At 41.3% G+C, this 12,648-nt stretch carries 15 protein-coding genes; 7 read left to right on the top strand and 8 right to left on the bottom strand.

The genetic code is table 11. The features are described 5' to 3' along the window. Positions 1-16 precede the first annotated feature (16 nt). Together BM195_RS04200 and BM195_RS04195 are read right to left on the bottom strand one after the other, a co-directional pair. A complete protein-coding gene (locus tag BM195_RS04200; protein WP_090234059.1) occupies positions 17-1,453 on the bottom strand; it encodes a sodium:solute symporter family protein in 1,437 nt (478 codons plus the stop codon). A gap of 30 nt (positions 1,454-1,483) precedes the next feature. Beyond that, a complete protein-coding gene (locus tag BM195_RS04195) occupies positions 1,484-1,702 on the bottom strand; it encodes a hypothetical protein (RefSeq protein WP_090234056.1) in 219 nt (72 codons plus the stop codon). Between the two features lie 603 nt (positions 1,703-2,305). On the opposite strand from BM195_RS04195, the gene BM195_RS04190 reads away from it, so the two are divergent. From BM195_RS04190 to BM195_RS04180, 3 genes are all read left to right on the top strand, one after another. Next, positions 2,306-2,428 carry a YjcZ family sporulation protein gene (locus BM195_RS04190; protein ID WP_090234054.1) on the top strand — a complete coding sequence of 41 codons (123 nt, stop codon included), beginning with the start codon at positions 2,306-2,308 and terminating at the stop codon, positions 2,426-2,428. Between the two features lie 201 nt (positions 2,429-2,629). After that, a complete protein-coding gene (locus BM195_RS04185) occupies positions 2,630-3,130 on the top strand; it encodes a DUF3231 family protein (protein WP_090234050.1) in 501 nt (166 codons plus the stop codon). Between the two features lie 360 nt (positions 3,131-3,490). After that, complete coding sequence (locus BM195_RS04180) at positions 3,491-4,708, top strand: MFS transporter (protein ID WP_090234188.1); 1,218 nt, start codon at positions 3,491-3,493, stop codon at positions 4,706-4,708. A gap of 8 nt (positions 4,709-4,716) precedes the next feature. On the opposite strand, the gene BM195_RS04175 is transcribed toward BM195_RS04180, so the two are convergent. After that, positions 4,717-5,331 carry a YitT family protein gene (locus tag BM195_RS04175; protein ID WP_090234048.1) on the bottom strand — a complete coding sequence of 205 codons (615 nt, stop codon included), beginning with the start codon at positions 5,329-5,331 and terminating at the stop codon, positions 4,717-4,719. A 436-nt stretch (positions 5,332-5,767) separates the two neighbouring features. Between BM195_RS04175 and BM195_RS04170 the strand changes: the two genes are divergently transcribed. Next, complete coding sequence (locus BM195_RS04170; protein WP_090234044.1) at positions 5,768-6,280, top strand: DUF3231 family protein; 513 nt, start codon at positions 5,768-5,770, stop codon at positions 6,278-6,280. 116 nt (positions 6,281-6,396) lie between these two features. On the opposite strand, the gene BM195_RS04165 is transcribed toward BM195_RS04170, so the two are convergent. From BM195_RS04165 to BM195_RS04155, 3 genes are read right to left on the bottom strand one after another with little or no spacing between them, the layout of a single operon-like run. Further along, entirely contained in the window at positions 6,397-6,795 is a 399-nt protein-coding gene (locus BM195_RS04165) for a VOC family protein (RefSeq protein ID WP_090234041.1), read from the bottom strand. Between the two features lie 19 nt (positions 6,796-6,814). Beyond that, on the bottom strand, positions 6,815-7,588 hold the full coding sequence (locus BM195_RS04160) for a phosphosulfolactate synthase (protein WP_090234038.1): 774 nt from the start codon (positions 7,586-7,588) through the stop codon (positions 6,815-6,817). After that, positions 7,585-8,277 (bottom strand): 2-phosphosulfolactate phosphatase, encoded by a 693-nt coding sequence (locus tag BM195_RS04155; protein WP_090234036.1) that lies wholly within the window; start codon positions 8,275-8,277, stop codon positions 7,585-7,587. The genes BM195_RS04160 and BM195_RS04155 overlap by 4 nt, the downstream gene beginning before the upstream one ends. A 256-nt stretch (positions 8,278-8,533) precedes the next feature. On the opposite strand from BM195_RS04155, the gene BM195_RS04150 reads away from it, so the two are divergent. From BM195_RS04150 to BM195_RS04145, 3 genes are all read left to right on the top strand, one after another. Then, on the top strand, positions 8,534-9,244 hold the full coding sequence (locus tag BM195_RS04150) for a phosphoadenylyl-sulfate reductase (RefSeq protein ID WP_090234033.1): 711 nt from the start codon (positions 8,534-8,536) through the stop codon (positions 9,242-9,244). A 701-nt stretch (positions 9,245-9,945) separates the two neighbouring features. Beyond that, positions 9,946-10,116, top strand: a complete 171-nt coding sequence (locus BM195_RS18210; RefSeq protein ID WP_170848144.1) for a hypothetical protein — start codon at positions 9,946-9,948, stop codon at positions 10,114-10,116. A 34-nt stretch (positions 10,117-10,150) separates the two neighbouring features. Beyond that, positions 10,151-10,849 carry a DUF421 domain-containing protein gene (locus BM195_RS04145; protein WP_090234031.1) on the top strand — a complete coding sequence of 233 codons (699 nt, stop codon included), beginning with the start codon at positions 10,151-10,153 and terminating at the stop codon, positions 10,847-10,849. Between the two features lie 169 nt (positions 10,850-11,018). Here BM195_RS04145 and BM195_RS04140 read toward each other — a convergent pair whose 3' ends face one another. Further along, positions 11,019-11,969, bottom strand: coding sequence for a cation diffusion facilitator family transporter (locus BM195_RS04140; RefSeq protein WP_170848143.1), 951 nt, complete (start codon positions 11,967-11,969; stop codon positions 11,019-11,021). 60 nt (positions 11,970-12,029) lie between these two features. Beyond that, positions 12,030-12,350: an ArsR/SmtB family transcription factor gene (locus BM195_RS04135; RefSeq protein WP_090234025.1), complete on the bottom strand. Its 321-nt coding sequence runs from the start codon at positions 12,348-12,350 to the stop codon at positions 12,030-12,032. Positions 12,351-12,648 lie beyond the last annotated feature (298 nt).

The raw sequence follows: 12,648 nt of genomic DNA, 5'->3' as shown, positions 1-12,648 counted from the left end.
TAACCTCTTCTTTCTGCTATTCCAAATGAGTATGATAGTGATCTACCCTTGCCTGAATCTCTTGTGATGGCGGTTCGGTCATTAAACTGACGACAATCATCAGAATCAATGACACAGGTGCTGCGATAATCGGTTCAGCATTGGTTGGCAGCCACTGACCGATAATTAGGACAAGAAATACAATAGAACCGCCAACCATACCTGTCAATGCCCCCATCGTATTGGCTCGTTTCCACCATATACCAAGAACAATTGGAAATCCAAAGGCCGATAAAAGAAATCCGCCGACCCAGCCGACCATAATCGCAATCAATCCAGGCGGATCAATCGCAATCAGGATACCAGCGATACTGGCAATAATCATGACCACTAACCCAAGACCAGTTACAAAACGTTCATTCGCTTTCGGATTAATATGTTCCTTGTAAATATCATGAGCAATACCAGCTGAAATGGCCAAAAGCATCGCATCAGCAGACGACATAATTGCCGCCATCAGACCGGCAAGCATGATCCCTCCCAGAATGGCAGGAAGATATTGCTCTATAACCGAGACAAAAATCATATCCGTGTTATCGAGTGTATCAATAATTCCCATGCTTGCTCCTGCAGCTGTAACAAAAAATCCAGCTATAAATAATGTTAAATAAATCAGGCATGCCCACATGGCGGTACGGCGGGCTGTTTTGGCATCACGGGAAGCAAAATTACGCATCACCACAGATGGTGAAATGATTCCAAACCATAAAAACGCGATAAACAAACCGAAATAAGACATCCATGGCTGCGTGATATCACCAAATGCCGGATCCACCGCCATTGCATCATTGATCAGTGACACAACACCATTATGGTCAACCAATATAAATAATGCCAGGATAACAATTCCTATTAGCATAATAGCACCCTGAATCAGATCGGTATACGTAATCGCCCACATTCCGCCCAATGCAGCATAAAGTGTAAATCCCAGACCTAAAATGATGACAGCAGTCACGTAATCAATGCCCAGTACATGCGAGCCAATCAGCCCGGAAGCTGTTAACTGCGGTACCATATAAAATGTCATGCCGATGACGACTACAGCAGCAGCCACAATTTGTACCGATTTCCCGAACCGCTGTTTGAAAAATTCTGGCAGCGTTTTCACACCTGACCGGCGAATTTGGCCGGAAACGAGAAACATTGAGAAAGGAAGAATCGCGATAACACCAAACGCATATGTGAAAAAGTACGGCACACCTAACGCTACCCCAGACCCGACTGCCCCCATCAGAGAACTGGAGCTTGCAACTGCAGCAAAAATGGCAAATGCCCCAACAAAGGTATTAATGCTCTTTCCGGCAGTAAAATAATCAGCTTCCGACTGCCGTGCTCGTCTGTAAAAATATATTCCGATAACTGTCATAACGACCAAATAGATTAGCAGAATAATCGTTTCAGTTACTTGCATACGACATGTCCTCCTTCTTTATTACGACTTCTATGAATCATTTTTTCTTTCAATGTTTTCAATCCATAAAACATAAACGATGGCTAACAAAAACCAGAAAAATAAACCGATGAACATGAACCATCCAACCAGTGAAATACCCAGCCAATAAATATCTGTCGGCCACCAGACAAATACAAATGCCGAATACATAACCAGAACTACTGTTAAAATAAGGCCGGGATCCTGAAATTTGGATCTTGATGCCATGAGAAATCTCCCCCCTCACTAGATTTTTTGACAATTAAACGGAAAAACCTCTGTGAAAATATTAACAAAAACTTTGTCTATTTTCCAATAATTTTGTATATTACATTTGTTTGCATCACCATCATATTTCTATAAATAACGAAAAGGAATACCAAGTATATCATTATACATTTCACTTAACTGCTCGTGTTACACGGCACTGGTGTTATTTGGCAATGCCCTGTTCCGCAACCGGGATTCAGAATGGACATTCCTTTATTCAATTGTTCGTATCCAAGGCATATTTCTGGTTAACTGAAGACCCCTGGGATGTGCATCTTCAACCCCATATATGCTAATGCTTCAAGATATTTATTTTTCCCATATTTATTCGCCCTTTGCTGTCAATATGACCCCTTTTTATGAGTGAGCATACAAATGTTTTCGTTATCATAAAACTAGAATCATTAAAGCCAGGATGACATCCTGCTGATTTTTCAACCATTCATAATATGGTACATGTGATGATATTTGATGTTTTTTAAACATAAAGCTTCCTCTGTCCACACTATGGATTCATTCATGCATAGTATAACACTATCCATGGTAAGGAGGTGCTTTTTAATGAGTGCAGGATATGCAGGGGGCGGTGGCTTTGCCCTGATTGTTGTATTGTTCATTCTGCTCATCATCGTTGGCAGTGCCTACGTTGGTGGCGGCTATGGAGGCTTCGGCGGTGGCTACTAAGCTGAAGGAGGCTTTTCATCGCAAGTCTTTTTTCGAAACACGCTTGTTTTTATCAAGTGAGGCTTATGGAGCATCTCCATAAGCCTTTTAACATTTCCGTAATAGATAACGGAAGCAGCGTACCCGTATATTTAAAGATGAACATAATTTTCATCTTTTAAGGAAAACTAAACCCAGAATACATGAAGGGAGTGTCATGTCATGGGAATCTTAGACGGTAAACCACAAGAGGAGCCATTCCATTCCGGAGAGGTTTTTCATCTCTGGTCCTACTTATACAGCACAAAAGCAACGTTAGTAACTTTGCAGGTTTTGATCAATCATACTGGTGATCATGATTTAAAAACGTTTTTGGAAGACCTTTTGGAAAATAGCTTTACACAGGAAGAGCAGCAGGTTGAAACCATTTTAAAAGAAACGGGTATACGGCTTCCGCCTGCCCCGCCTGACCGTCCGAATGTGGAAGTACAGGATATCCCTGCCGGAGCTCGTTTTCATGATGATGAAATTGCCGGACTCGTTCAAAAAGAAATGATCACAGGACGAATACTGTGCAGCTATATGATGGGCATTTCAATCAGAGAAGACATCATAACAATGATTGGTGAATTCCATACACAAAAAGCTGAGTATGAAAGTAAACTTTTAACGATCACAAAAGAAAAAGGCTGGATCGTACCCCCGCCCATTAACATAAAGTGAAACTTCATTCAGCGGACGTATTTTCCGCTGAATGTTAGTTGAACCGAATCGGACCTTTACAGGCAGTTGTTTCCTGCGCTTTTTCAGTCCTTCTACAACTTTAATGCGGGAACTTACTGCCTGTTATGGCGGGATAAAGTGAAACTTCATTCAGCGGACGTATTTTCCGCTGAATGTTAGTTGAACCGAATCGGACCTTTACGACACATAGCGCGTGACGAACTTAGCCGCCTGACAGTTAATCCTCTGTCAGCTTTCCTGCTTTATCCTCAAATTTGAAGTGAAAATTTTACTGCCTGTTACATGCGAGATTAAATGAGTGTCTGGGAGTGAGAGAACGTGGCATCAAACAATAAAAGCATGACGATAACTGCAATCGGTTCCATTCCATTAATTATGACGCTGGGAAATTCCATGTTAATTCCTATTTTTCCGGCCATGAAATCCGCCTTAAATTTATCTCAAATGCAAGTTAGTCTGACCATTACGGTTTTCTCGATCGCTGGAGCCATATTTATTCCGTTTGTCGGATACCTTTCCGACCGCTTTTCCAGAAAAATCGTTATTCTGCCGTCCTTAATATTATATGGACTTGGAGGACTTTTGGCAGGGTTTGGTGCAGCCACTTTTTCCCATTCCTATGTATGGATTTTAATTGGGAGGACGCTGCAGGGCATCGGAGCAGCCGGAACCGCACCAATCGCAATGGCACTGACCGGTGACTTGTTTAAAGGCAGCGAACAAAGCCGTGTACTTGGAATATTCGAAGCATCAAACGGGCTGGGAAAAGTGTTATCACCCATATTGGGATCACTTTTGGGCTTAATGGTTTGGTATGCTGTATTTTTTGCTTTCCCTGCCGTTTGTGTAATCGCCATTCTGCTTGTCTGGATTTTTGTTAAAGAAAAAAGCAACCGCCAGGCTCCACCCCCATTTGGCAAATATGTCCATGGCTTGTTAAATGTATTTAAACAAGAAGGAAGATGGCTATTTACAACCTATCTTGCCGGCGGAGCATGTTTATTCACCCTGTTTGGCATTCTGTTCTTCTTATCAGATGTTTTGGAGCAAAAATATCATATTGATGGTGTCATCAAGGGGCTTATTTTAGCCATCCCTTTGCTTATTATGGTCACAACCTCTTATATTACCGGCAGCAAAATCGGCAAGAATCTGGAGAAAATGAAGAAAATAGCTGTCATCGGGTTTGTCCTCATGACGATTTCATATGGTTCGCTCGTTTTTTTCGAAAAGCTTGTCCCATTCCTTGCCGTGCTTGGTATCAGCAGTGTTGGGGCAGGTTTGGTGCTGCCATGTGTCAACAGCATCATCACCGGGGCCGTTAAAAAAGAGCGACGTGGATTTGTCACGTCTTTATATGGGTCTGTCCGGTTCCTTGGTGTTGCAGCAGGACCCCCGGTATTTTCACGATTAATGGACTGGTCGAGAACCGGCATGTTTATTTCGCTTGCAGTATTTACGCTAATCGTCGGAATCCTTGTTTTACTTCTGATACGTGTGAAAGGAAAAGATGGAAAGGAGAATAAAAACACACCTGTCAGATATAACTATTTATAGCATAAGCATTATGTTTTTTTCCGCCAGCTTAATGTATAAACATGATAAAAATCAAGGCGGTATACAAGATCAACCATCGTGGTGGAAATCCATTGACTGATCAGTGCCAGAATAACGATCTCCCAGCTGATAACAGCCGCTGTTACGAAGAAGATGGAGATGTTTATGAAAAATAAAGGTTTCCCCGGCAAAATATTTCTTCCGTGAGAGATCATGAAGGCAACGACGCCTACTCCTCCATTGGAAACACCCTGGCGCATAAGAATGCCAATTCCGGTCCCAAGGAAAACAGAACCAATGACAAGATCCAATAAAAGGTTCCTGTGAACGATTGGAAAAGTACTCTCAAAAAAATCAATTGACAAAGACGTCATCGTAATGCCGACAAAGGTCCATAACGCAAATCGCTTCCCCAAATACTGTACGCCAAGCATCAGCATAGTAAAATTAACGATCCAAAGAGAGGGTCCCATACTAATGTTAAACCAATGATTTAATAGTACCGCTATTCCGCCTGCACCACCGGATGGAATGGCTTGAGGAAATAAAAACAGTCCCATGCCAAATCCTTGCAGAGCTCCTCCCGCTACTACCAGTCCACATTTTTTCATGAATAGTTTCATGGGTTCCTCCTGAATAGGACCAAACATTTTTCATTACCGTTCCTGGTTTGGACAACTTTCCCTTATGCTTATTCGATGTCAATGATATTCATGAATGAAATATGAAAGTTAGAGAAGGCTTTTTTAAGTAATGACTATGGCTAATGAACAAGCAAGATCCAGGATGCCCTTCAGAAATTGAGCAAATCCTAAAACCAGTTAGAAGGCATCGAACGCGTTAGAGCAGATACAGTTGACGGCGAATTTAAAGTTGAATATGATGACAAGAAAATTTCAAATGAGCAAATAGTGGGCAACCTGCAAGATCATCATTTTCATATCACACAGGAACAATAACACGTTTTTGAGCAAGTTTTTCTGAATGGGATCAACGAAAGCGGGGTAATCTAATAGCGGAAGGATGTTACGAATAAAGGATTTATTTAGGAGGTTGACAATGGGAGTATTAAGCGGTAATCCTAAAGATGAACCAATGCACTATGGTGAAGTCTTCGGAACATGGACTTTTCTGACAGCAGCGAAGGGCATGGTTGCAGGTAACCAAACACATCTAAACCATGCCGGCGATGAAGATCTGCGGAAATTGCTTGAAGAAACAATTCAAACTGCGCGGCAACAGATTGAACAGGTTGAAACACTCTTAAAAGATAATGGCGTCGGTCTGCCGCCAACACCCGCGGAACGTCCGAAAGCTGCTTTGGAAAATATTCCGCCCGGAGCACGTTTTCAAGACCCGGAAATTGCAGTTGCTCTATCAGGTGAAATTGCTGCAGGGTTAGTGTCATGCAGTAAAATAATCGGTGAAGCAACACGGGAAGACATTGCCATGATGTTCGGTCAATTCCATACACAAAAAGCAACTCTCGGGGCAAAAGTTCTCAGACTTAATAAAGAGAAAGGCTGGCTGGTTCCTCCTCCCTTGCATCAGAGTAAGGCAGAGGACAGATAAAGGCTGGACCAGCTTGAATAATCACAATTCAGCTTCATAATCAAAAAAGAGAACAGATTAGTATTGCCCGTTGTCTGTTCTCTTTTTTATTATTCCAGCTGCCATGCGCTTATCAGCTAATAAACCATATCAATATCGTGATAATATTTAAATTCCAGCAGATTATTAGCCGGATCGATCAGGAAAAACGTCATATGCTCTTCCTGCTTTCCTTCAAATCGTACCATTGGCTTTTTAAAAAACGGAAGTTCTTGACTGGTTGCAAATTCCAACGTCTGATCATATTCGTCCTTATCCAAAAACGTAATCCCAAAATGACGCGGGTACATTTTTGGCTGTTCATCAATATTTTCCGGACTTAAATGACATACAACCTGGTCACCGAAAAAATCAAATGTTACCCGATCATAATACCTTCTGGCAAGTTTGCATCCAAGTTTTTCATAAAATTCTACGGTTTCATCCAGTTCCTTACAAGGAATTGCTAAATGAAACACTTTATTTGTATTTCGCATGTAAATCCCCCTTAATTTATTAAACTTTTTTATCCTCAAGATCAAACGTATCGGAACGTAAACCCAAACGCAAAGTCTCAACTGAAATGACATCTGATAAGGCAATATTGGCAAGGTTGACATTCGATCCTGCCTGCTGAATAAAATACGTTTGCAGCTTTTTCGTCGGTGCTTCAAAAATAAGCCTTTCGATCGGAATATTTGAATCAATAATTGGCTGAAAAATATCCAGGCGAATGTTTCCGTCTTCCCGGCATATTCCACTCGTACCACTTTCTCTTGCCTCCGTTATGACTTTTGCTGCCCCTGCCTCCAGATCCTCCTGAATGTTTTCCAGCCACTCGCTGGAGTCCTGATGGTCAGCTGATGAAACATCTTTATTTCCAACTTCACTCAAAACGGTAAAATCATGTGTGAATGCTTCAATGAAGCGTGCTTTTTTATGATTGGAAATCGATACGGTTCCGTTAGAAATTTCAACATAATGACAATGATAGGTTTTGCAGTAGTCATAAAACGCCTCAACTTTGTCCTGAGCCAAAAATTTTTCAAATAACGTTCCGCCAAAAAAGAATTCAATGTCATGTTCACGTAAATAATCGATCTTTTGCCACAGAAAATGAGTTACAAGTGATGTGCCCCAGCCGAACTTAACAAGATCAATATACTTACTGGCACTGCGGATGGTATCCATGAATAGGTTGATAGGAGCACCATTATCGATTAAAATCGTTAAGCCTTTATTCCTTGGCTTCCCTTCTCTTTTTGGCAGCATTAATGCTGTTCCTGTCATACCGTAACCCTCTCAATCATTGGTATTTCAGTCGTCTTATTAACCTTCATGACAAAATTGGTATCCAGTTCCCTGATACAATAAGCAATATCTTCCTGAATAAACGCTGTATTGCGCTTGTCAAAAAACTTTCCAGCCACATGTGAACGCTTGATCCTTTCCCTTACCTCCAGTGCTGAAAGAGAATTGGCATTTTCTAATATACTTTTGATATACTTTGCACAGGCAAGGTCATCATCCCCATCAGGGTGGGAAGCAATGATATGGACGGTTTTTTCTTTTTCATCTGCAAACCGTTCTCTAACGAATTCTGCCGTTTGTCTTGCATTTGTGAAGCCTGTAACAAACACATGATCAGATGGCAGATTGTTTAAAGCAGCCCGCACCCCGTTCGTCGTCTTTTGGACTAGTGTTTTTCCGGAAAGGTTTTTTTGCTGGAGGTGGTATGGTGAGTTATCAATATCAAAACCTTCAATCGCATAACCCGCTGTTTCCCCTGCTAAAAGGTATTCCGGATTTTCCTGCTTTATCTCAAACGCCTGGTCTACTGTCTCGACAAGATAGATACGACTTACGCCTTGCAGGAAAGCATAATGCGCTAAAGTAAATGCCCGAATCACATCAATGACAATCGTAATATCAGCAACTGTTGATGGGGCTGTTCTGCCTTGGTAAATGCTGATGTACATGATTATTCTCCTTACGTTAATGAAGTCGTTATCTGTTGGGCAAGGTTTCATAACAGCTACTCCAGTTAAGTGGGCACGCAACTTATACAAAGTATATTCGCCCAATGGATATTCGTTACTATTTTTATTCATATATTTTGTTACAGGGAAATGGACTAGTTCGCTTTAACAATCACCAAGCTCATTGAATACATTGACTTTAAGGCAAACACCCAGTCAGTGTTATGAAAGCAATACGAGAAAGCGAGGGGAAAATATGGGAGACAGATTAACCTATGATAACTGGGATGAACACGACCATGAGAGACTCAACAATACACTAACCGATTTCATGGATGTGATTAAGTGGGCCTTTCAGGAGTATCAGGATAAGATCGTCTATGCCTGCAGCTTTGGGGCAGAAGGAATGGTGCTGCTGGACCTTATCTCAAAGGTTAACCCGCAGGCAACTATCGTTTTTTTAGATACGGGGTTACATTTTAAAGAAACGTATGCCCTTATTGATAAAGTAAAACAACACTATCCAAAACTTCATATTAAAATGGCTGAACCTGTTTTAACAGTCGAACAGCAGGCAGCTGAATACGGGGACAAATTATGGGAACGTCATCCCAACCTGTGCTGTCATATGCGGAAAATCGAACCATTGCAGCAGGAGCTGGCAAGTGCAGATGCCTGGCTTTCCGGATTAAGACGGGAACAATCTGTCAGCAGACAAAACACCGCATATATTAATCAAGACGACAAGTTCAAGCGAATTAAAATTTGCCCGTTAATTCATTGGACTTGGGATGATGTCTGGAGATATATCAATTTAAACAACCTGCCTTACAACACGTTACATGACAACCATTATCCAAGTATCGGATGTGAAATGTGTACATTGCCCGTAAAAAACGAAACAGATATACGTTCAGGGAGATGGGCAAATTTTGCGAAACAAGAGTGTGGACTGCACCAAACATAACTATGTACTTTTTATATTGATCACAATACTCTTAATTTATGATGGCTTTCTTTTTTTCTGTCAACATTGGTGCAAGCGGTGGCAGCAGCTTCAATCGGTTTTGCATACGGATCCGGGGCATCAAAAAAAGAAAAACGGTATTACTCATTTGTGGAATCGAAAATCTGCGTGTTTCTCGAAGCATTATGAGGCGGAGGTGAGGTTGTCAAAACAATCGGGGCAGGCATTGTCCCCGAAAGCGATTCCACCTACGAGCCGTCTGTCAACCCCGAACTAACGATTCATACAGAACAATGCACAGTAAAAGACGACCAATAGTCCGTTTTAGCGGAGGAAATATACGTAGACTCCAGCGGGAGGAAAGGCATGTGTGAGACCCTGCAGTGCGAATGCACGCGGAGGCTCACCAGCCGCCCGCGGAAAGCGACGAACGAAAATCCACCGAGTAAACCGCGAGTTGCGAGGAGTGCTGCTTCTCGGAATTTCATTCAACACGACGAGCAGCAAGTATATTTCTGCAGCGTTGATACCTTACTTTGTTTGTTCGGATTTTTGTTTTATAAAGGTTCTTTTATCCCAGCCTCATTTTTTGATCATAACTAAACAAAATCCTGACACGGCGATAGAGTGAATACTGGAAAAACATGCCTGTCATAGAAGTTTATCATGAAGAAACAATAATAATGAATGGAGGTGGTACGATGGATAAAAAGAAGCGAAAATCAGCAATAAACCGTGATGTTACTGCTCCAGGTATGGACCCGGAGGATGCTTATGGTGTACAAGCATCCGAAACTGATATAAAAAAGGGTGAATCAACGAAAGTTACAAGGCTATCTTATGATGAGTATGAGCCGAGCGAGAATGAATGAGATTTATTTCTAAACCTGGAAAGTTGGGCTGTAAATGAACATTTCCGAACTAGTGCTCCGAATTGTATTATCATTTATTGTACTATTTATTTTAGCAAGAATTATGGGCAGGAAAGAAATTAGTCAGATGACATTTTTCAATTTTATTTCCGCAATCGCGATTGGCTCCATTTCAGCCAACCTTGTTGTCAGTCAAAATCTTAGTATTCGAAATGGCTTGATAGCAATGGTTGGATGGGCAATGTTCACTATCGTTATGGGGTTCATAGACATAAAATCCAAAAGTGCGCGAAAAATAATGACCGGACAGCCCCTGATCGTTGTTAAAGATGGAAAAATTATGGAAAATGCGCTCCGTAAAGCCCGACTGGACATCAATTCGCTTAACGCCTTACTAAGACAGAAAAATATATTTGCTATGTCAGATGTCAACTATGCCATTTTTGAAACCAGCGGCAAACTCTCAGTCCTGAAAAAGGAAAACAAGCGGACTGTTACGAAAGGTGATATGAATATCACAAATCCAATTCCGACTCCTTACCCAATCGGAACTGAAGTTATATCTGACGGAAGGGTTAACACGAACAATCTCTCAGCATTAAATCTTGACATGAACTGGTTGGAACAACAGGTTGGACAAGCAGGAGCAAAAACTTTTTCACAAATTTTTTACGCAGAAGTTCAGCCTGATGGTACGCTTTATGTAGACAAAAAGGATGATGCCGTGGAATAAACAGTCAATACATATTGTCTGCTTATAATCGAGATGGATCAAAGTGATAAACAGCGGATTTCTCAAAATTCATCAGCGATTTATTTGGTCTAATGATCGGCTTTTCCTATATAATCCAATCAATACAAACAGACCCCGAGTGAATGATATTTGCTCAGGGCAGTTGTACTTATTTCGAATGATCATGACTTCGTGATACGGATTCGTGATCATTTTGACAAAACAGGGAATCCTCATGTGGGTGTTCTTCACTCTCCATCTGAACTGTTACGTGGCCGATATCTTTATGTTCCAGTTTTTGCTCAATACTTCGCAACAGCTTTTGACTTTCATGTACTGAGAGTTCTCCGTCTACCACCGCATGACAGGAGAGCGCATTTTGACCGCTCGTGATACTCCACACATGCAGGTCATGGATCGCAATAATTTCCTCGATCTTTTCAATCGTGTTAATAATATCATCCAGCTCAACGTTTTTAGGTGTGCCTTCCATTAATACGTGAACCGCATCTTTTGTAACACGCCAACCACTTACCAGTACAAGAATTGCAACAAGCACACTCGCTAGCGGATCAGCCCAGCCCCAGCCGAAAAACATAATCAAGAGTGCCGCGCTGACCGCACCGATGGAACCAAATAGATCACCCAGCACGTGAAGAAAAGCTGCACGTAAATTGAGATTTTCGTCGGTATCACCACGCATTAAAATCCAGGCAACCACGATATTTACGATCAGCCCAATGGAAGCAATGACTAACATGCCCGTTGACGCAACTTCAGGTGGATCCATAAAACGATGATAAGCTTCATAAAAAATGTATAAGGAAATGAGTATGAGCGTTACACCATTAAAAACAGCCGCCAAAATTTCAAATCGTTTATAGCCATATGTTTTATGATAACTGGCCACCTTCTCTCCAAGTTTAAATGCCAGGAGCCCAACGCCAAGTGAAACAGCATCGCTTAACATATGTCCTGCATCGGATAATAGCGCCAAACTGTTTGTTAAAAATCCGCCGATTGCCTCGATCACCATGTATGCTGTTATAATGATAAAGCTGATCATTAATGCCTTTTTGTTTGCACCATGTGTATGATCATGACTGTGATTGTGTCCCAATTGGAAACCTCCCAATACCATCCATTCATAGCTGCTCATATATTAATATTAATCATATGACTAACTGTGATAGGCGTGATCAATCGTTTGTTTCAGCAAATTCATGACATGTTCATCATCATGCGAATAGTACAACGTTGTTCCTTCTCTGCGGTTTTTTACCAACCGTAAATTTTTCAGGAACCGTAACTGATGTGAAACAGTTGATTGCCTTAGATGTATGTTCTCAGCAATTTGATTCACGGAATGTTCATGATGAAAAAGCAAATGGAGAATCCGAATTCTGGTTGGATCTCCTAATGCCTTAAATGTTTGTGATACGACAAATAAGGTTTCTTCGTCCAAGTCCTCATATGGATCATTCTCATAGTGCTCATCCATTACAATTCCCTCACCTTGAAAAATTAATTCGATTGCTTCGAAATATGTGATTATATTAGCATGTATTCATATTATAAATGAACGTGTGATGATAGTCAAAAACGGGCTTTCTATGCCGCTAAACGAAAGATTAGACTTGCATGCAGCAAATCTCCTAGTTAAAAAAATAAAGGCTGAAGATATTCACATATCTTCAGCCGGCAATGAGCTATTCCCCCCTTCAAGAGGGGGACAAGTAAGGATAGACGTCCACCGGCCTGTTAACTCCGGGGAGGTCTATTTTTTTGGTCCGTGATCG

The organism is Lentibacillus halodurans (assembly GCF_900112045.1).
GTDB lineage: Bacteria > Bacillota > Bacilli > Bacillales > Amphibacillaceae > Lentibacillus > Lentibacillus halodurans.
This window is presented reverse-complemented; position numbering and strand designations above follow the sequence as displayed.